The sequence below is a fragment of the Morganella sp. B601 genome, from assembly GCF_051172335.1.
GTDB classification, from domain to species: domain Bacteria; phylum Pseudomonadota; class Gammaproteobacteria; order Enterobacterales; family Enterobacteriaceae; genus Morganella; species Morganella morganii.
Map to the genome: position 1 here is coordinate 508,377 of NZ_JBPIZE010000001.1, position 19,747 is coordinate 528,123.

At 55.3% G+C, this 19,747-nt stretch carries 17 protein-coding genes; all 17 read left to right on the top strand.

Annotated elements, in window-relative coordinates; translation table 11 throughout:
- The first annotated feature begins 228 nt into the window (after window positions 1–228).
- The gene (ilvI, locus tag ACSBQN_RS02265) at window positions 229–1,950 is read left to right on the top strand and encodes an acetolactate synthase 3 large subunit (protein ID WP_015422920.1); all 1,722 of its coding nucleotides are present in this window, start codon (window positions 229–231) and stop codon (window positions 1,948–1,950) included.
- A 2-nt stretch (window positions 1,951–1,952) separates the two neighbouring features.
- A complete protein-coding gene (gene ilvN / locus ACSBQN_RS02270) occupies window positions 1,953–2,444 on the top strand; it encodes an acetolactate synthase small subunit (RefSeq protein ID WP_004238450.1) in 492 nt (163 codons plus the stop codon).
- Window positions 2,445–2,528: 84 nt separating this feature from the next.
- Complete coding sequence (gene cra, locus ACSBQN_RS02275) at window positions 2,529–3,533, top strand: catabolite repressor/activator (RefSeq protein WP_004242044.1); 1,005 nt, start codon at window positions 2,529–2,531, stop codon at window positions 3,531–3,533.
- A gap of 669 nt (window positions 3,534–4,202) precedes the next feature.
- On the top strand, window positions 4,203–4,661 hold the full coding sequence (gene mraZ, locus ACSBQN_RS02280) for a division/cell wall cluster transcriptional repressor MraZ (RefSeq protein WP_004238452.1): 459 nt from the start codon (window positions 4,203–4,205) through the stop codon (window positions 4,659–4,661).
- On the top strand, window positions 4,662–5,603 hold the full coding sequence (gene rsmH, locus ACSBQN_RS02285) for a 16S rRNA (cytosine(1402)-N(4))-methyltransferase RsmH (RefSeq protein WP_152695457.1): 942 nt from the start codon (window positions 4,662–4,664) through the stop codon (window positions 5,601–5,603). It abuts the gene before it with no gap.
- Window positions 5,600–5,917: a cell division protein FtsL gene (gene ftsL, locus ACSBQN_RS02290; protein WP_004238454.1), complete on the top strand. Its 318-nt coding sequence runs from the start codon at window positions 5,600–5,602 to the stop codon at window positions 5,915–5,917. Before rsmH ends, ftsL begins: the two co-directional genes overlap by 4 nt.
- Before the next feature lie 7 nt (window positions 5,918–5,924).
- Window positions 5,925–7,718, top strand: coding sequence for a peptidoglycan glycosyltransferase FtsI (gene ftsI / locus ACSBQN_RS02295; RefSeq protein ID WP_434991538.1), 1,794 nt, complete (start codon window positions 5,925–5,927; stop codon window positions 7,716–7,718).
- Window positions 7,705–9,192 carry a UDP-N-acetylmuramoyl-L-alanyl-D-glutamate--2,6-diaminopimelate ligase gene (gene murE, locus ACSBQN_RS02300; RefSeq protein WP_024474844.1) on the top strand — a complete coding sequence of 496 codons (1,488 nt, stop codon included), beginning with the start codon at window positions 7,705–7,707 and terminating at the stop codon, window positions 9,190–9,192. Before ftsI ends, murE begins: the two co-directional genes overlap by 14 nt.
- On the top strand, window positions 9,189–10,562 hold the full coding sequence (gene murF / locus ACSBQN_RS02305) for a UDP-N-acetylmuramoyl-tripeptide--D-alanyl-D-alanine ligase (protein ID WP_024474845.1): 1,374 nt from the start codon (window positions 9,189–9,191) through the stop codon (window positions 10,560–10,562). The genes murE and murF overlap by 4 nt, the downstream gene beginning before the upstream one ends.
- Window positions 10,556–11,638 carry a phospho-N-acetylmuramoyl-pentapeptide-transferase gene (gene mraY / locus ACSBQN_RS02310; protein WP_004238458.1) on the top strand — a complete coding sequence of 361 codons (1,083 nt, stop codon included), beginning with the start codon at window positions 10,556–10,558 and terminating at the stop codon, window positions 11,636–11,638. Before murF ends, mraY begins: the two co-directional genes overlap by 7 nt.
- A gap of 2 nt (window positions 11,639–11,640) precedes the next feature.
- Window positions 11,641–12,957: a UDP-N-acetylmuramoyl-L-alanine--D-glutamate ligase gene (murD, locus tag ACSBQN_RS02315; protein ID WP_024474846.1), complete on the top strand. Its 1,317-nt coding sequence runs from the start codon at window positions 11,641–11,643 to the stop codon at window positions 12,955–12,957.
- Complete coding sequence (gene ftsW / locus ACSBQN_RS02320) at window positions 12,954–14,147, top strand: cell division protein FtsW (RefSeq protein ID WP_354633188.1); 1,194 nt, start codon at window positions 12,954–12,956, stop codon at window positions 14,145–14,147. The genes murD and ftsW overlap by 4 nt, the downstream gene beginning before the upstream one ends.
- Complete coding sequence (murG, locus tag ACSBQN_RS02325) at window positions 14,144–15,217, top strand: undecaprenyldiphospho-muramoylpentapeptide beta-N-acetylglucosaminyltransferase (protein WP_036406281.1); 1,074 nt, start codon at window positions 14,144–14,146, stop codon at window positions 15,215–15,217. The genes ftsW and murG overlap by 4 nt, the downstream gene beginning before the upstream one ends.
- Before the next feature lie 25 nt (window positions 15,218–15,242).
- Complete coding sequence (gene murC / locus ACSBQN_RS02330) at window positions 15,243–16,709, top strand: UDP-N-acetylmuramate--L-alanine ligase (RefSeq protein ID WP_036406279.1); 1,467 nt, start codon at window positions 15,243–15,245, stop codon at window positions 16,707–16,709.
- Window positions 16,710–16,711: 2 nt separating this feature from the next.
- On the top strand, window positions 16,712–17,629 hold the full coding sequence (locus ACSBQN_RS02335) for a D-alanine--D-alanine ligase (protein ID WP_036406276.1): 918 nt from the start codon (window positions 16,712–16,714) through the stop codon (window positions 17,627–17,629).
- Between the two features lies 1 nt (window position 17,630).
- Window positions 17,631–18,434 carry a cell division protein FtsQ gene (gene ftsQ / locus ACSBQN_RS02340; RefSeq protein ID WP_024474851.1) on the top strand — a complete coding sequence of 268 codons (804 nt, stop codon included), beginning with the start codon at window positions 17,631–17,633 and terminating at the stop codon, window positions 18,432–18,434.
- Between the two features lie 34 nt (window positions 18,435–18,468).
- Window positions 18,469–19,725, top strand: coding sequence for a cell division protein FtsA (gene ftsA / locus ACSBQN_RS02345; protein WP_004238465.1), 1,257 nt, complete (start codon window positions 18,469–18,471; stop codon window positions 19,723–19,725).
- Window positions 19,726–19,747 lie beyond the last annotated feature (22 nt).

Below are 19,747 nucleotides of genomic sequence, written 5' to 3' on the forward strand. Positions count from 1 at the left end.
GTTTTTCCCCCGCTCTCAGTGAACTCTGCTTTGTGATTTGCCGCCGCAGGTATGATCGTCTGCGGATCCTGACATTTCCTTTATTCCTGTGGTTTTCCGCTTTTTGCGTCCCGAAAAACGCATTTGCCAGCACTGTCATTTTATCGTTATGTTAATCCTCAGATAACTAAAAACAGACAAACACATCACTTGCAGTTACAACCCGCAATCACGGGCAGGAGAGCATTTATGGAGAGGTTGACAGGGGCAGAAATGATCGTGCGCTCCTTAATTGATGAGGGCGTGTCACACGTATTCGGCTATCCGGGCGGCGCTGTTCTGGATATTTATGATGCACTGCATACCGTGGGCGGTGTGGGGCACATTCTGGTGCGCCACGAGCAGGCCGCCGTGCATATGGCGGACGGCTATGCCCGCGCGACCGGTAAAACCGGCGTGGTGCTGGTCACTTCCGGACCGGGGGCGACTAACGCCATTACCGGTATCGCCACCGCGTATATGGATTCAGTGCCGCTGGTGGTGCTGTCCGGCCAGGTGGCGAGTGCGCTGATCGGCAACGATGCTTTCCAGGAAGTGGATATGGTGGGCATTTCCCGCCCGGTCGTGAAACACAGTTACCTGGTGCATGATGTCGCGGATATTCCGGCCACCATCAAAAAAGCATTCTATCTGGCACAGAGCGGCCGTCCGGGACCTGTGGTCATCGATTTTCCGAAAGACATTGTCCAGCAGCAGCACGAATACAGCTACCCGTCACGGGTCAGCCTGCGCTCCTATAACCCGACCGGAGCCGGTCATAAAGGGCAGATCAAACGCGCGCTGATCACGCTGATGCAGGCAAAACGCCCGGTAATGTATATCGGGGGCGGTGCTGTCAGTGCCGGATGCAGTCCGGAGATTTTCACCCTCGCGGATAAACTGCGTCTGCCGGTGGCGCTTTCCCTGATGGGGCTGGGCGCGTTTCCGGGCACTCATCCGCAGTGTGTCGGTATGCTGGGTATGCACGGGACGTATGAAGCAAACAATACCATGCATCACAGTGATGTGATTTTTGCCGTCGGCGTCCGTTTCGATGACCGGACCACCAATAACCTGGCGAAATACTGCCCGCAGGCAACCATCATTCATATCGATGTCGACCCGGCGTCTATCTCCAAAACCGTGGCGGCGGATATTCCGATTGTCGGTGATGCGAAACTGTGTCTCGCGCAGATGCTGTTACAGCTTGAATCCCTGACCGATGAACAGGATCCGGATGCATTATGCGACTGGTGGCGGCGCATTGATCAGTGGAAAGCGAAACAGTGTCTGGCTATTGATGAGAGCGGGGAGAAAATCAAACCGCAGACCGTGATCCGCACCCTGTGGGAACTGACGGAAGGGAAGGCGTATGTCACCTCGGATGTCGGTCAGCATCAGATGTTTGCCGCACTCTATTACCCGTTTGATGAACCGCGCCGCTGGATCAACTCCGGCGGGCTCGGCACGATGGGCTTCGGGTTACCGGCGGCACTGGGTGTCCGGCTGGCTAAACCGGATGATATGGTGGTGTGTGTCACCGGGGACGGCAGTATCCAGATGAATATTCAGGAGCTTTCCACGGCATTACAGTTCGGGCTGCCGGTGCTGGTGCTCAATCTGAATAACCGGTTCCTCGGTATGGTGAAGCAGTGGCAGGATATGGTTTATCACGGCCGTCACTCACATTCCTATATGGAATCGTTGCCTGATTTTGTCCGCCTGGCAGAGGCTTACGGGCATGTCGGCATCAGTATCAGTGATAAAGCCACGCTGCGTGAACAGCTCGCGGAGGCACTGCGCATTGTCCGCGAAGAGAAACGACTGGTATTCGCCGATGTAATGGTGGATGAGAAAGAGCATGTTTATCCGATGCAGATCCGCAACGGCGGAATGGATGAAATGTGGCTGAGCAAAACGGAGAGGACCTGATCATGCGCCGGATTCTGTCAATTTTATTAGAAAACGAAACAGGGGCGCTGTCCCGTGTGGCAGGGCTTTTTTCCCAGCGCGGGTATAATATCGAAAGTATCACCGCCGCCCCGACCGATGACCCGTCACTGTTCCGCCTGACCATCCAGACCAAAGGCGATGCGCGGGTGCTGGAGCAGATTGAGAAGCAGCTCAATAAGCTGGTGGATGTGTTCCGTGTCACAGAACTGACCTCTGCCACTCATATTGAGCGCGAGGTGATGCTGGTGAAATTACAGGCCAGCGGTTACGGGCGGGATGAGGTCAAACGCAGTACCGATATCTTCCGCGGACAGATTGTCGATGTGACCGCGACGCTCTATACCGTGCAACTGACCGGCACCAGCGAAAAGCTGGACGCCTTCCTGGATGCGGTGCGCGGCTTTGCGGAAATTGTGGAGATTGCCCGTTCCGGCATCGTCGGGATGTCGCGCGGCGATAAAATAATGCGGTGAAATATTCGCGGTGAAAGGGTAAACTGATCACTCTTCTTATTTGGCCCGTTGTTCGGGCCGTTTCCTGATTTGTAAGGGGTTAACGTGAAACTGGATGAAATCGCCCGCCTTGCCGGTGTGTCGCGCACGACGGCCAGTTATGTCATCAACGGAAAAGCAAAACAATATCGTGTGAGTGACAAAACTGTCGAAAAAGTGATGGCGGTGGTTCGTGAACATAATTACCATCCGAATGCGGTGGCTGCCGGTCTGCGTGCAGGCCGTACCCGCTCAATCGGACTGGTGATCCCGGATTTGGAGAACACCAGCTACACCCGCATCGCAAATTATCTGGAGCGCCAGGCGCGCAGCCGTGGTTATCAGTTGCTGATTGCCTGCTCCGAAGACCAGCCTGACAACGAAATCCGTTGTGTGGAACACCTGTTACAGCGTCAGGTGGATGCGATTATCGTTTCCACCGCACTGCCGCCGGAGCATCCGTTCTATCAGCGCTGGGCAAACCGCTCCCTGCCGATTGTCGCGCTTGACCGCGCACTGGAAAATGAGCACTTTATCAGTGTGGTCGGGGATGACTTTGAGGACGCCAAAATGCTGGCATCCGAATTGCGTCAGTTCCCGGCAGAATCGGTGGTATATCTCGGCGCGTTACCGGAACTTTCCGTCAGTTTCCTGCGTGAACAGGGATTCCGTGAAGCCTGGGAAGGGGATGCACGTAACGTGAATTTCCTCTATGCCGACAGCTATGAGCGTGATGCCGCCGCCAAAGCGTTTGATACCTGGCTGGAAAGCAATCCGATGCCGGATGCGCTGTTTACCACCTCATTTGCCCTGTTACAGGGGGTGATGGATGCCACGCTGGCCCGCAGCGGCCGTCTGCCGGGGCAACTGGTGATCGCGACCTTCGGTGATCATGAACTGCTTGATTTTCTTGAGTGCCCGGTACTGTCCGTGGCGCAGCGTCACCGTGATATTGCGGAGCGTGTGCTGGAGCTGGTACTGGCCAGTCTGGATGAAAAACAGAAACCGGCTGCGGGTATCACCCGGATCCGTCGTGATCTGTGCCGTCGCGGAAGTCTGAGCCGCCGGTAATATTCAGGCAGTAAAATAATTATTTTTACCGATACCTGTACGGAAACGTATAGGTATTTTTGTTTAGTTTGTCCGGAAACAGATGAAAAACCCTTTTTGAGAGGAATCCTAAGAATTTTTTTCAATTCTGCTGATTGACAGAAATTGACAATTTTCACACCACACCTTTCACTCCCCGGAAATTCACTTACTCCAATTAAGGGTATATGCCGCAGAATATCATTAGCCCGGTTTTATGACAGTTATGCTATTGATAAACTGAATATTAAATTTTCAAATATCAAATAATCACGCTGTGTAACAGAAAGTAACAGCACAGATGACCGGAACAAAAATCCCGGGGTCTTTGCTGTGATGGTGAATTTTTATCCTGAAAGTGAGGGACACCTCGCAAAAATGCATCTTTCTTTCGCCAGATTCGGTATAATTTGCCCCGGTTAGCCGAGTGCGTATTATGTGAATTTTTTTCTGATTTGAATCAGTGTGTTACCTCACTTCTGTTCCCTGAAGCAAAAAATCCCATATTTTCTCACCCCTTTATTCCCCGACAGCGGAAACGAAACCTTGTCAGCTCTGGCTTGACAAGCTTTTCCTACCATTCGTAAACTCTGTTGGTGGGGAATTGTGGGTGAAAGTGGTAATTCAGGGCAAAACTGAGCGGAGAAACGAATGTTTCGCGGGGCAACACTGGTTAATCTTGACAGCAAAGGGCGCATAACCGTACCGGCACGGTACCGGTCGCTGCTTGCTGAAAAGTCGGAAGGTCAGATGGTCTGCACTATCGATCTCCACCAGCCGTGCCTGCTGCTTTACACCTTACCGGAGTGGGAACTGATCGAACTGAAACTGGCACAATTGTCCACCATGGATCCCACGGAGCGCCGTGTTCAGCGCCTGTTGCTGGGCCATGCCACGGAATGTCAGATGGACAGTGCGGGACGTCTTTTGTTAGCCGGTACACTGCGCACACATGCGCGGTTAACCAAAGAAGTCATGCTGGTCGGGCAGTTCAACAAGTTTGAGCTGTGGGATGAGCAGACGTGGTATCAGCAGGTACAGGATGATATTGCTGCCGGGCAGACGGCATCCGGACCTTTATCCGCCCGGTTACAGGATTTATCACTTTAAATGGCAGAGAGTCAGTTTCAGCATACCAGTGTTTTACTGGATGAAGCCGTCAACGGATTACAGATCCGCGAAGACGGCATTTATATCGACGGCACATTCGGCCGCGGCGGGCACTCCCGCCTGATTTTATCAAAACTCGGTCCGCAGGGGCGTCTGATTGCCATTGACCGCGATCCGCAGGCGATTGCCGCTGCGGCACAGATTGACGACCCGCGTTTTTCCATTATTCACGGCCCGTTTTCCGGTATCGCCGGTTATGTGAATAATCTGGAGCTGGGCGGACAGATTAACGGTGTTCTGCTGGATCTGGGTGTGTCCTCCCCGCAGCTGGACGACGCGGAGCGCGGATTCTCCTTTATGCGTGACGGGCCGCTGGATATGCGGATGGATCCGACACGCGGGATCTCCGCTGCACAATGGCTGACCGAAGCCAAAGAAGAAGATATTGCGTGGGTGCTGAAAAATTTCGGCGAAGAGCGTTTTTCGAAACGGATTGCCCGCGCGATTGTTGAACGCAATAAAACCGAAGAGCCGCTGACGCGGACAAAACAGCTGGCGGATTTAATTGCCGCTGTGTCTCCGGTGAAAGAAAAACACAAGCATCCGGCGACCCGCAGCTTCCAGGCGATCCGCATCTATGTCAACAGCGAGCTGGATGAAATCCGCCAGGCGCTGACCGGCGCACTGGGCATTCTGGCTCAGGGCGGCCGTTTATCGGTTATCAGCTTCCACTCGCTGGAAGACCGGATTGTGAAGCAGTTTATGCGTGACGAAAGCCGCGGACCACAGGTACCGCACGGATTACCGCTGACGGAAGAACAACTGAAAGCGCACGGCACACCGGCACTGAAACTGGCCGGAAAAATGAAACCGTCAGAGCAGGAAATCAGTGTTAACCCGCGTGCCCGCAGTTCAGTACTGCGCTTTGCGGAGAAAGCATGACCACAGAACGGCACAATTTAGCCCGCGTTATTTGTCGTGACCTGCTGCGCCACGGATTTATCCCTGCGATTTTATTTATTGCAGTGATCGTCAGCGCGATTTTTGTGGTCATCACGGCACATAAAACACGTCTGCTGACCGCAGAGCGGGAACATCTTGTGCTGGAGCGTAACTCGCTGGATATCGAATGGCGTAACCTGATTCTGGAAGAGAACGCCCTGGGGGATCACAGCCGTGTCGAGCGCCTGTCCGTTGAGCGTCTCAGTATGCAGCATGTGGATCCGGCAAACGAAAAAATTGTCGTAACAAAATGACGAAGGCATGAAAAGCAGAAAAGCAACAGCCAAAACGCAGGGCGGTGCCCGTATCAAACGTCCGGAAGAAAAAGCCAGTTTTATCAGCTGGCGTTTTGCGTTGTTATGCGGCGGTATCGGGCTTGCCCTGGCCGCCCTGCTGATCCGGGTCGCGTATTTACAGATTATCAACCCGGACATGCTGGTCAAAGAGGGCGACATGCGCTCGCTGCGCGTCCAGGAGATCCCGACCGCGCGCGGTATGATCAGCGACCGTATGGGGCGTCCGCTGGCGGTCAGTGTGCCGGTAAACGCCGTCTGGGCTGATCCGAAAGAGTTAGCCGGCAAAGGCGGGGTAGGGGATGACACCCGCTGGCGTGCACTGTCCGAAGCGCTGAATATCCCGCTCGAACAGGTGAAAAGCAAAGTCACGGCGAACCCGAAAGGCCGCTTTGTCTATCTGGCGCGTCAGGTGAACTCGACCATCGGCGATTATGTGAAAAAACTGAATCTGCCGGGGATTTATTTACAGGCGGAATCAAAACGGTATTACCCGTCCGGCTCTGTGACTGCTCACATTATTGGTGTCACCAATATTGATGATGAAGGGATTGAAGGGGTCGAGAAAAGCTTTGACCGCTGGCTGACCGGGGTTCCGGGGCAGCGGACAGTCCGTAAAGATCGCGGCGGCCGCGTTATTGAAGATACTATCGCCCGCGAAAGTCAGGCCGGACACAACCTGACTCTCAGTATTGATGAGCGTTTACAGGCGCTGGTATACCGCGAAATCAGCAGTGCGGTGGCACTGAACAAAGCGGAATCCGGCACGGCGATTCTGGTGGATGTAAACACCGGGGAAATTCTGGCGATGGCGAACAGCCCGTCCTATAACCCGAACAACCTCCAGGGCACGCCGAAAGATGCCATGCGTAACCGCGCTATCACCGATATTTTTGAACCGGGCTCGACGGTAAAACCGTTGGTGGTGATGACAGCACTGCACAACAACATCATTAAACCGAACAGCGTGGTGAATACGTATCCGTACCGGATCAGTGGTCATGAAATCAAAGACGTGGCGCGTTATGCCGAACTGACCATCACCGGTATTTTACAGAAGTCGAGTAACGTAGGTGTCTCAAGACTTGCGTTAGCGATGCCCGCTCAGGAACTCGTGGACGTCTATTCGCGTTTCGGGCTGGGAAAACCGACCAATCTGGGGCTGGTCGGAGAAAGCAGTGGCATATACCCAAGTAAAAAAACACGGTGGTCTGAGCTTGAAAGGGCCACCTTTTCTTTTGGCTACGGGCTGATGGTAACACCGTTACAGTTAGCGCGGGCCTATGCAACAATCGGCAGTTTCGGGATTTACCGCCCGCTGTCCATCACAAAAGTGGATCCGCCGGTGCCGGGCACCCGCGTCTTCCCTGAGCCGGTGATGAAAACCGTGGTTCAGATGATGGAAAGTGTTGCGTTACCGGGCGGCGGCGGAACGCGCGCTGCGATCAAAGGGTACCGTGTGGCGATTAAAACCGGGACCGCGAAAAAAGTGGGCGATGACGGGAAATACGTGAACCGTTATATCGCTTACACCGCCGGGGTTGCACCGGCAAGCCGTCCGCGTTTTGCACTGGTTGTGATTATCAACGACCCGCAGGGCGGCAAGTATTACGGGGGTGCGATCTCCGCACCGGTATTCGGTGCCATCATGGGCGGTGTTCTGCGGACAATGAACGTGGAACCCGATGCGCTGACACCGGAAGAACAAACTAATGAAGTGGTTATTAATAAACCAAAAGAGGGTACAAGTGGCAGATCGTAATTTGCGCGATTTACTCGCGCCGCTCGGTGTTGATGCACCGGCTAAGGCGTTACGTGATATGACCCTGGACAGCCGCAAAGCGGCTGCCGGTGATCTGTTCCTGGCGGTTAAAGGCCACCAGTCCGACGGACGTCACTACATTCCTCAGGCCATTGCCCAGGGTGTGGCTGCCGTGGTCGCGGAAGCGGATGGTGCGGCGGAAGACGGCAGTGTGCAGGTTCTGCATGGTGTACCGGTGGTGTATCTCAGCCACCTGAATGAAAAATTATCCCGTCTGGCCGGTGAGTTTTATCACCACCCGGCGGAACGCCTGAAACTGATCGGCGTCACCGGCACTAACGGTAAAACCACCACCACCCAACTGCTGGCGCAGTGGACTCAGGCGATGGGCGAAACCAGTGCCGTGATGGGAACAGTGGGTAACGGGCTGCTCGGGCATGTGATCCCGACTGAAAACACCACCGGTTCAGCCGTTGATATCCAGCTCGAGCTGGACAAACTGGCGAAGAAAGGTGCCACAGTGGCGGCGATGGAAGTCTCCTCTCACGGACTGGTACAGAGCCGTGTGGCGGCACTGCCGTTCCGGGCTGCGGTCTTTACTAACTTAAGCCGTGATCACCTCGATTACCACGGTGATATGGCTAATTATGAAGCCGCCAAATGGCTGCTGTTCTCAACCCATCACAGCGAACAAAAAATTATTAATGCGGATGATGAGACAGGGCTGAAATGGCTGGCAAAACTGCCGGAAGCGGTCGCGGTCACGATGGATGACAATCTGCCGGCCGGCTGGCAGGGGCGTTTCCTGAAAGCCGTTTCTGTGGATTACCACGACAGCGGCGCCCACATCACCTTTACCTCAAGCTGGGGCAACGGTGAACTGGACAGCCCGCTGATGGGCGCCTTTAACGTCAGTAACCTGCTGGTGGCTGCGGCAACCCTGCTGGCACTGGGTTATGACCTGAATACACTGCTGCGCGCTGCAACCGCGTTAACACCGGTCTGCGGCCGGATGGAAGTCTTCACGGCGGATAACCGCCCGACGGTTGTTGTCGATTACGCTCACACCCCGGATGCGCTGGAAAAAGCACTGAGTGCGGCGCGTCTGCATACCAAAGGTAAACTGTGGTGTGTCTTCGGCTGCGGTGGTGATCGCGACAAAGGCAAACGTCCGCTGATGGGCGCAATTGCCGAGCAGGAATCCGATGTGGTGGTGATCACCGACGATAACCCGCGCAGCGAAGAGCCGCAGGCGATTATCAATGATATTATGGCCGGGCTGGTTGATACCTCCCGTGCACTGCCGATCCCGGGCCGTGCGGAAGCCGTCACCTTTGCGGTGATGCAGGCAAAACCGGATGACGTGGTGCTGGTGGCCGGAAAAGGGCATGAGGATTATCAGCTGGTCGGCAACCGCCGTCTGGACTATTCCGACCGCCTGACCGTCGCCCGCCTGCTGGGAGTAATGGCATGATCCCGTTCTCCCTCGCTGATATCGCACAACTGACCGCCGGGGAACTTATCCTCAGCGGCCATGCGGCATCAGAACGGATTGAGAGTGTCACCACGGACAGCCGCACTATCGGCGAACGTGCGTTATTTATCGCCCTGGCCGGTGAACGTTTTGATGCTCATGATTTTATTGCGGATGTGGCAGCGAAAGGTGTCGCTGCCGTCGTGGTGAACCGCCGGATGGACGTGAACTGTCCGCAGATTATTGTTAAAGATACCCGCCTTGCGCTGGGTGCAGTGGCGAAAGGCAACCGTGAGCGCAGTCAGGCGAAAGTGGTGGCGCTGACCGGTTCATCCGGCAAAACGTCTGTCAAAGAGATGACGGCGGCGATTTTACAGCAGGCAGGCGAAACCCTGTTTACCGCCGGTAACTTTAATAATGATATCGGCGTACCGCTGACATTGCTGCGCCTGACAGAAAAACATCAGTTTGCGGTGATTGAGCTGGGTGCCAACCACACCGGCGAAATCGCCTATACCGCCGCCATGACACACCCGCAGACCGCACTGGTCAATAATCTGTTTGCTGCCCATATCGGCGAGTTCGGTTCCGCAGAAGCTATCGCGCAGGCAAAAGGGGAAATTTTCACCGGCCTGACTGACGAAGGCACCGCCATCATCAATCTGGAAAGCAATGATGTCACTCACTGGCAGGCACATCTGACCCCGCGTCAGACCCGCTGGAGTTTCTCCGTTGATCCGCACCCGCAGGCCGATTTTTACGCGGCTGATGTGGTGATGAACCCGCTGACCACTGACTTTACCCTGCACACACCGGCAGGCAGCACCGCTGTCACCCTGCCTCTGCCGGGCCGTCACAATATTGCCAATGCTCTCGCGGCGGCGGCACTGGCACTGTCTGCCGGGGCGACACTGGCGGATATCCGCAGCGGCCTGGCACAAACCAGCGCTGTACCGGGACGGTTATACCCGGTTGAGCTGGCACCGGGTAAGCTGGTGATTGACGACACTTACAACGCCAATGACGGTTCGATGATTGCGGCAATCCGTGTGCTGGCACAACTGCCGGGTTACCGCGTGCTGGTAGCCGGGGATATCGGCGAGCAGGGCGGTTACGCCGAAGAGAGTCACCGCAGAGTCGGGCAGGCTGCCCGTGATGCCGGGCTGGATGCGGTGTTTACCGCAGGTCAGTTCAGTCATTTTATCAGTGATGAGTGTCAGGGACACCATTTCGCTGACAAAACAACCCTTATTGCTGCGCTGGCACCTCTGGTGGCACAGCATTCATCAATTTCAATTTTAGTTAAAGGTTCACGCAGCTCCGCAATGGAAGAAGTTGTGCACGCCTTGCAGGAGAATGTCCCATGCTGATTTGGCTGGCTGAGTATCTGGTGCAGTTTCATACCGCGTTTAACGTCTTCTCTTACCTGACGTTCCGCGCCATCGTCGGCCTGCTGACCTCGCTGATTATCGCATTATGGATGGGGCCGCATGTGATTGCGTATCTCCAGAGAATGCAGATTGGCCAGGTTGTCCGCAGCGAAGGGCCGGAATCGCACTTCAGCAAGCGCGGTACCCCGACCATGGGCGGCATGATGATCCTGTTCTCCATCGCCATTTCTGTTCTGCTGTGGGCGCGTCTGGACAACCCGTATGTCTGGTGTGTGCTGCTGGTGCTGATCGGCTACGGTATTGTCGGCTTTATCGATGACTACCGCAAAGTGGTGCGCAAAGATACCAAAGGGCTGATTGCCCGCTGGAAATATTTCTGGCAGTCCGTGCTGGCGCTGACTGTGGCATTCAGTATGTATGCTATCGGCAAAGACACCCCGGCGACACAGCTGGTGGTGCCGTTCTTTAAAGATGTGATGCCGCAGCTGGGGGTGCTGTATATCCTGCTGGCGTATTTCGTGATTGTCGGCACCAGTAACGCGGTGAACCTGACTGACGGCCTCGATGGTCTCGCGATTATGCCGACCGTCTTTGTGGCTGCCGGGTTTGCGCTGGTGGCGTGGGCGACCGGTAACGTGAATTTCGCCCATTATCTGCATATCCCGTATCTGCCGCATGCCGGGGAGCTGGTGATTGTCTGCACCGCGATTGTCGGGGCAGGGCTGGGCTTCCTGTGGTTTAACACCTATCCGGCACAGGTCTTTATGGGCGATGTCGGTTCGCTGGCACTCGGCGGCGCGCTGGGTACCATTGCGGTTCTGCTGCGCCAGGAATTCCTGCTGCTGATTATGGGCGGTGTGTTCGTGGTGGAAACTCTGTCGGTGATTTTACAGGTCGGATCCTTCAAATTACGCGGTCAGCGTATTTTCCGGATGGCACCTATTCATCACCATTATGAATTAAAAGGCTGGCCTGAGCCGCGGGTGATTGTCCGCTTCTGGATTATCTCCCTGATGTTAGTGCTGATCGGTCTGGCGACACTCAAGGTACGTTAATCATGACGAATTATCAGGGGAAAGACATTGTGATTGTCGGGCTCGGTTTAACCGGGCTTTCCTGTGTGGATTTTTTTCTGTCACGCGGCGTTACGCCGAAGGTGATGGATACCCGCACCTCCCCGCCCGGCATCGATAAGCTGCCGGACAGCGTTCAGTGTCATTGCGGTGGTTTTGAAGCGCAGTGGCTGCTGGATGCAGACCTGATTATCGCAAGCCCGGGAGTGGCGGTCAGTACTCCGCAATTGCAGGCAGCGGCGCAGGCTGGTGCGGAAATTATCGGCGATATCGAATTATTTGCCCGCGAAGTGACTGTCCCGGTTGTGGCGATCACCGGCTCAAACGGCAAAAGCACCGTGACCTCTCTGGTGGGGGAAATGGGGCGCTGTGCCGGTCTGCGTACCGGGGTCGGCGGTAATATCGGCCTGCCGGCGCTGGAACTGCTGAAAGATGATTATGACCTTTGCGTACTCGAGTTATCCAGTTTTCAGCTGGAAACCACATTCAGCCTGAAACCGGCGGCGGCCACTATTCTGAATGTCACTGAAGATCATATGGATCGCTATCCGCAGGGGCTGGAACAGTACCGTGCGGCAAAACTGCGTGTTTATCACGATGCGGCCGTCTGTGTGTATAACGCGGAAGATGCACTGACACAGCCCGGCTGTGATTGTGACCGCTCTGAATATGTCAGCTTCGGCGTTGAAACCGGGGATTACTGGCTGGATACCGATGAGCAGGCACTCTGCTTCTGCGGTGAAAAAATTATTAACTGTAGTGAGATGATCCTGCACGGTCAGCACAACTACTGTAATGCCCTGGCAGCCCTGGCACTGGCAGATGCGGTCAATATCCCGCGTGAAGGCGCACTGAAAGCACTGCGCACTTACAGCGGTCTGCCGCACCGTTTTCAGCTGGTGCATGAATCTGCCGGGATCCGCTGGATTGATGATTCCAAAGCCACCAACGTCGGCAGTACTGAAGCGGCGCTGAACGGCCTGCAGGTGGACGGTTGTCTGCATCTGCTGCTCGGCGGTGACGGTAAATCAGCGGATTTCTCTCCGCTGCTGCCGTACCTGAGCGGCGAAAAAATCCGTCTTTACTGCTTCGGGCGTGATGGCGAACAACTGGCGCAACTGCGTCCGGATGTCTCTCTGCTGACAGACACCATGGAGCAGGCAATGCGGGCGCTGGCACCGTCACTGGCCGCCGGGGATATGGTGCTGTTATCACCGGCCTGTGCGAGCCTGGATCAGTTCCGTAATTTTGAAGAGCGCGGGCGTGAGTTTGCCCGTCTGGCACGGGAGTTAGCAGCATGAGATTCCCCGGATCACAGCGTTTTAAAAACTGGATGATCGGCGAGCGTAACGGCGAGTTCAGTACGGTCGTGATGTATGACCGGACACTGCTGTGGTTTGCACTGGGACTGGCCGCGATTGGTTTTGTGATGGTGACTTCCGCCTCAATGCCTGTCGGGCAGCGTCTGGCGGATGATCCTTTCTATTTTGCCAAGCGTGACGGCGGCTTCTTAATTTTTGCTTTTATTATCGCTGCGGTAATTATGCGTTTCCCGCTGGAAATGTGGCAGCGCTACAGCACATTACTGCTGATTGGTACGATCGGCGGGCTGATTGTGGTACTCGGTGTGGGCAGCTCGGTTAACGGGGCATCGCGCTGGATAGCTATCGGGCCGATGCGTATTCAGCCTGCGGAAGTGTCGAAACTGGCACTGTTTGTTTATCTCGCGAGCTATCTGGTGCGCAAGGTGGATGAAGTCAGAAATAACTTCTGGGGATTCTGCAAGCCGATGGGCGTGATGTTTGTGCTGGCGGTGTTACTGCTGTTACAGCCGGACCTCGGTACCGTGGTGGTGCTGTTTGTCACCACACTGGCGCTGCTTTTTCTCGCCGGTGCCAAAATGTGGCAGTTTATCGCGATTATCGGCGGCGGTGTCGCGGCAGTGGTGCTGCTGATTATCGCCGAGCCTTACCGTATGCGGCGTGTCACCTCCTTCCTTGACCCGTGGGAAGATCCGTTCGGCAGCGGTTACCAGTTAACACAGTCACTGATGGCTTTCGGGCGCGGTGATTATCTCGGTCAGGGGCTGGGCAACTCCATTCAGAAAATGGAATACCTGCCGGAAGCCCACACCGACTTTATTTTTGCCATCCTCGGCGAGGAACTGGGGTATTTCGGTGTGATCCTGGTGCTGCTGATGGTCTTTTTTGTCGCTTTCCGCGCCATGGTTATCGGCCGCCGCGCACTGATGCTCGACCAGCGTTTTGCCGGTTTTCTGGCCTGTGCCATCGGCATCTGGTTCAGCTTCCAGGCTCTGGTTAACGTCGGCGCAGCCTCCGGTATGCTGCCGACCAAAGGGCTGACACTGCCGCTGATCAGTTACGGCGGTTCGAGTTTAGTGATTATGACCGTAGCCATTGCTTTGCTGCTGCGGATTGATTTTGAAACACGCCTGGCAAAAGCCCAGGCATTCTCAAGGAGAGCGCGATGAGTAATAAAGCCCCCCGTCTGATGGTGATGGCCGGTGGTAGTGGCGGACATGTCTTTCCGGGGCTTGCGGTTGCGCACTATTTACAGAGTCAGGGCTGGGAAATCCGCTGGCTGGGTACCCGTGACCGGATGGAAGCTCAGCTCGTGCCGAAACACGGCATTGATATCGACTTTATTGAGATTACCGGTCTGCGCGGCAAAGGCGTGAAAGCGCTGCTCACCGCGCCGTTCCGTATCGCGAAAGCGGTAAAACAGGCGAAAAAAATTATGCGTGACTACCAGCCTGATGCCGTGCTCGGCATGGGCGGGTTTGTTTCCGGTCCCGGCGGCGTGGCTGCCTGGCGCTGCGGTATTCCGGTGATCCTGCATGAGCAGAACGGTGTTGCCGGGCTGACCAACGGTTGGTTGTCGAAAATCGCCACCACGGTATTACAGGGATTCCCGGGCGCGTTCCCGCAGGCTCCGGTGGTCGGTAACCCGGTGCGGGAGGATATCCTCAATCTGCCGTCCCCGGCAGAACGCTTTGCCGGACGTGAAGGGCCAATCCGCATTCTGGTGATCGGCGGCAGTCAGGGCGCGCGTATCCTGAACCAGACCCTGCCGGAAGTGGCCGGGATTATGGGGGATGCTGTCTGTATCCGCCATCAGGCCGGCAAAGGCAGTGCGGAAAGCACACAGGCGCTGTATAACGCGCAGAATGCGTCAGACAGTGTGACTGTCACAGAATTTATTGATGACATGGTTGAAGCTTATACCTGGGCGGATGTGGTTATCTGCCGCTCTGGGGCGCTGACCGTCAGTGAGATCGCGGTGGTCGGGCTGGGCGCGATTTTTGTGCCGTTCCGGCATAAAGACCGCCAGCAATACTGGAATGCGCTGCCGCTGGAACAGGCGGGCGCTGCTGTTATCATGGAACAGCCGTCCTTTAACGCACAGGCAGTGGCAGAGCAGCTGCGCGAGTGGGACAGACCACGCCTGCTGACCATGGCGGAAAAAGCACGGAGTGTCGCAATTACCGATGCCACCAAGCGGGTGGCGGATGCAATTATTGCGGCAGCGAAGAAACACTAACGAATTGATATAGCGAAGAAATAACGTGAATACACAGCAATTGGCGAAATTACGATCCTTCATTCCGGAAATGAAACGTGTCCGGCACATTCACTTTGTCGGTATCGGCGGTGCCGGTATGGGCGGGATAGCGGAAGTGCTGGCGAACGAAGGTTATGAGATCAGCGGGTCTGATCTGGCGCCGAATGCAGTAACAAAACAGCTGACTAACCTGGGCGCGACGATTTATTTCAATCACCGTCCGGAAAATGTGGCAGACGCCAGTGTGGTGGTGGTATCCACCGCCATTTCAGCGGATAACCCGGAAATCGTTGCGGCGCGTGAAGCCCGTATTCCGGTGATCCGCCGCGCGGAAATGCTCGCGGAACTGATGCGCTTCCGCCACGGTGTGGCGATTGCCGGTACTCACGGCAAAACCACCACCACGGCGATGATTTCCGGTATCTACGGCCGCGGCGGTCTGGATCCGACCTTCGTCAACGGCGGGCTGGTCAAAGCTGCCGGTGTGCATGCGCGTCTCGGCTCAAGCCGTTACCTGATTGCGGAAGCGGATGAAAGTGACGCCTCTTTCCTGCACTTACAGCCGATGGTGGCCGTGGTCACCAATATCGAGCCGGACCACATGGATACTTATCACGGTGATTTTGAAACCCTGAAAGATACCTTTGTGAACTTCCTGCACAACCTGCCGTTCTATGGCCTGGCTGTGGTATGTATGGATGATGCGGTGATCCGCGAAATCGTGCCGCGTATCGGCCGTTATGTAATTACTTATGGTTTTCATGAAGATGCAGATGTCCGCATCACCGATTTTGAACAGCGCGGCTCACAGTGCTTCTTCACCGTTCACCGGGAGAATCTGCCGGATCTGACTGTGGAACTGAATGCACCGGGCCGTCACAACGTCCTGAATGCCACCGCGGCGATTGCGGTCGCGACAGAAGAAGGTATTCCGGATGAGGATATCCTGGCCTCTCTGCATGAATTCCAGGGCACCGGGCGCCGTTTTGATTTCCTCGGCAACTTCCCGCTGGAGCACGTCAACCAGAAAGAGGGCAGTGTGATGCTGGTGGACGATTACGGCCATCACCCGACCGAAGTGGATGCGACTATCAAAGCGGCAAGAGCAGGCTGGCCGGATAAGCGGATTGTGATGGTGTTTCAGCCGCACCGTTACACCCGTACCCGTGACCTGTATGATGATTTTGCCAACACGCTGGATCAGGTCGATATCCTGCTGATGCTGGATGTGTATGCTGCCGGTGAACCGGTCATTCCGGGGGCGGACAGCCGTTCGCTGTGCCGTACAATCCGCCAGCGCGGCAAACTGGATCCGATTCTGGTCACTGAACCCGGCAAAATTGCAGCGGTTCTGGCACAGGTTCTTGAAGATAATGATTTAATACTGGTTCAAGGCGCCGGAAATATCGGTAAAATAGCGCGTACATTGGCTGACACAAAATTACGGCCGGTTTTGAGTGAGGATAATTAAGAATGACTGAAAAAGTCGCGGTACTGATGGGCGGTACATCCGCAGAACGTGAAGTCTCCCTGGCTTCAGGTGCGGCGGTGCTCGCCGGTTTAAAAGAAGCCGGTATTAATGCATTCGGTGTGGATACCAAAGAGTATCCGGTTACCCGTCTGAAGGAAGACGGTTTTACCAAAGTCTTTATCGCGCTGCACGGCCGCGGCGGGGAAGACGGCACACTGCAGGGCTGCCTGGAGCAGATGGGACTGCCGTACACCGGAAGTGGTGTCATGGCCTCCGCACTCTCTATGGACAAGCTGCGCACCAAACAGCTGTGGGCGGGCGCAGGTCTGCCGATTGCGCCGTATTTCGCCATCAGTGCGACCCGTTTCGCGCACATCAGTGATGAAGAATTACAGCAGGGTGTGGCATCGCTGGGTTATCCGGTGATTGTCAAACCAAGCCTGGAAGGCTCAAGTGTCGGTATGTCCAAAGTGGATAACGCACAGGCACTGCGTCCGGCACTGGAAGAAGCGTTTAAACACGACAAAGACGTGCTGGTGGAAAAATGGCTGAGCGGCCCGGAATTCACCGTGGGCTTCCTCGGTGAGCAGATGCTGCCGTCTATCCGTATTCAGCCGGCGGCGGTGTTCTACGACTACGAAGCCAAATATGTTTCTGACGACACACAATATTTCTGCCCGGGCCTTGAAGGGGCACGTGAGACAGAAATCCGTGAGCTGGCAAAAGCCGCTTACAAAGCCGTGGGCTGTGAAGGCTGGGGCCGTGTGGATGTGATGCTCGACAGTGACGGGCAGTTCTACCTGCTGGAAGTGAACACCTCCCCGGGTATGACCAACCACAGTCTGGTGCCGCAGGCGGCGCGTCAGGCAGGCATGAGCTTCTCCGCTTTTGTGGCGGACGTTCTGGCACTGGCGGACTGATATGTCACAGGCTGCACTGAATATGCGCGGACCGGATCCGGATACGGATTATGAAGGTTCACGTCCCAGTAACGGCACATACCTTGCCGGACTGCTGTTTTTCCTGATGGTGCTGGGAACGCTGGTCTGGGGGGGGCTGATGGTGCTGAACTGGATGAAAGATGCAGACCGCCTGCCGATGTCAAAACTGGTATTAACCGGTGAGCGTCATTACACGACAAACGATAATGTACGCAAAGCGGTGTTATCCCTCGGGACACCCGGTACGTTTATGACACTGGATGTCAATGAAGTGCAGCAGCAGCTGGAACGGATCCCGTGGTTACGTCAGGTCACTGTGCGCAAGCAGTGGCCGGACGAATTAAAAATTCATCTGGTCGAGTATGTGCCGTATGCACGCTGGAATGACTCACAGATGGTTGATGACGCCGGGCGGGTTTTCAGTCTGCCGGCGGAACTGACAGAAAAAGATTCTTTCCCGATGCTCTACGGGGCGCAGGGCAGTGAACAGGATGTACTGAGCGGGTATCGTGAAATGGCGCAGCAGCTCAGCGGGGCGGGACTGAAAATCAAATCAGCCTCAATGTCACCGCGTCATGCCTGGCAGCTGGTGCTGGATAATGATGTCCGGGTTGAACTCGGACGGCTGGATACCAAAGGCCGGTTACAGCGTTTTATCGAACTGTATCCGACCCTGACGCAGGAACAGGACAAACGGGTTGATTATGTCGATCTCCGCTATGACAGCGGTGCTGCGGTCGGCTGGGCGCCATTGCAGATCGATCCTTTCGCAAACGGACATTAAGACATAACAGGTAAAGAAGGCGGGCAGAATAACAATGATCAAAGCAACGGATAGAAAATTAGTCGTCGGCCTCGAAATAGGCACCGCCAAAGTATCTGCGCTTGTTGGTGAAATTCTGCCGGACGGTGTGGTGAACATTATCGGTGCGGGTAACTGCCCGTCACGCGGAATGGACAAAGGCGGCGTCAATGATCTGGAGTCGGTGGTAAAATGCGTTCAGCGTGCCATCGACCAGGCGGAACTGATGGCGGACTGCCAGATTTCATCAGTCTATCTGGCGTTATCCGGCAAACACATCAGTTGCCAGAATGAAATCGGTATGGTGCCGATTTCAGAAGAAGAAGTGACCCAGGAAGATGTGGAAAATGTGGTGCATACGGCGAAATCTGTCCGTGTCCGCGACGAGCACCGCGTTCTGCATGTGATCCCGCAGGAATATGCCATCGATTACCAGGAAGGCATTAAAAATCCGGTGGGATTATCCGGTGTACGGATGCAGGCGAAAGTGCATCTGATCACCTGTCATAACGATATGGCAAAGAATATTGTCAAAGCCGTTGAGCGCTGCGGGCTGAAAGTGGACCAGCTGATTTTTGCCGGTCTGGCATCAAGCTTCGCGGTACTGACGGAAGATGAGCGTGAGCTGGGTGTCTGTGTCGTGGATATCGGCGGCGGCACCATGGATATGGCGATTTACACCGGCGGCGCACTGCGTCACACCCGTGTTATCCCGTATGCAGGGAATGTGGTGACCGGCGATATCGCGTACGCTTTCGGCACTCCGCCGAATGATGCGGAAGCGATTAAAGTCCGTCACGGCTGCGCGCTGGGGTCTCTGGTCAGCAAAGACGAAACCCTGGAAGTGCCGAGTGTCGGCGGGCGTCCGCCGCGCAGTTTACAGCGCCAGACATTAGCTGAAGTGATTGAGCCGCGTTACACCGAATTACTCAATCTGGTTAATGACGAAATTTTGAAAGTGCAGGAACAATTACGTCAGCAGGGTGTCAAACACCATTTGGCCGCTGGTATCGTGCTGACAGGTGGTGCGGCTCAGATCAACGGACTGGTTGAGTGCGCCCAGCGTGTTTTCCATACACAGGTTCGTATCGGACAACCGCTTAATATAACCGGCTTAACGGATTATGCGCAGGAACCGTATTACTCTACAGCGGTAGGGTTGCTGCATTACGGAAAAGAATCTCACCTGGTCGGCGATACCGAGACAGAAAAACGTGCCTCGGTGGGCAGTTGGTTTAAAAAATTAACTGGCTGGCTCAGAAAAGAATTTTAATTTGTATTAAGGCTGGCGATAA

Coding starts and splice junctions, on each gene's coding strand:
- ilvI (WP_015422920.1), top strand. CDS start 229: ATGGAGAGGTTGACAGGGGCAGAAATGATCGTGCGCTCCTTAATTGAT.
- ilvN (WP_004238450.1), top strand. CDS start 1,953: ATGCGCCGGATTCTGTCAATTTTATTAGAAAACGAAACAGGGGCGCTG.
- mraZ (WP_004238452.1), top strand. CDS start 4,203: ATGTTTCGCGGGGCAACACTGGTTAATCTTGACAGCAAAGGGCGCATA.
- rsmH (WP_152695457.1), top strand. CDS start 4,662: ATGGCAGAGAGTCAGTTTCAGCATACCAGTGTTTTACTGGATGAAGCC.
- ftsL (WP_004238454.1), top strand. CDS start 5,600: ATGACCACAGAACGGCACAATTTAGCCCGCGTTATTTGTCGTGACCTG.
- ftsI (WP_434991538.1), top strand. CDS start 5,925: ATGAAAAGCAGAAAAGCAACAGCCAAAACGCAGGGCGGTGCCCGTATC.
- murF (WP_024474845.1), top strand. CDS start 9,189: ATGATCCCGTTCTCCCTCGCTGATATCGCACAACTGACCGCCGGGGAA.
- mraY (WP_004238458.1), top strand. CDS start 10,556: ATGCTGATTTGGCTGGCTGAGTATCTGGTGCAGTTTCATACCGCGTTT.
- murD (WP_024474846.1), top strand. CDS start 11,641: ATGACGAATTATCAGGGGAAAGACATTGTGATTGTCGGGCTCGGTTTA.
- ftsW (WP_354633188.1), top strand. CDS start 12,954: ATGAGATTCCCCGGATCACAGCGTTTTAAAAACTGGATGATCGGCGAG.
- murG (WP_036406281.1), top strand. CDS start 14,144: ATGAGTAATAAAGCCCCCCGTCTGATGGTGATGGCCGGTGGTAGTGGC.
- ACSBQN_RS02335 (WP_036406276.1), top strand. CDS start 16,712: ATGACTGAAAAAGTCGCGGTACTGATGGGCGGTACATCCGCAGAACGT.
- ftsQ (WP_024474851.1), top strand. CDS start 17,631: ATGTCACAGGCTGCACTGAATATGCGCGGACCGGATCCGGATACGGAT.
- ftsA (WP_004238465.1), top strand. CDS start 18,469: ATGATCAAAGCAACGGATAGAAAATTAGTCGTCGGCCTCGAAATAGGC.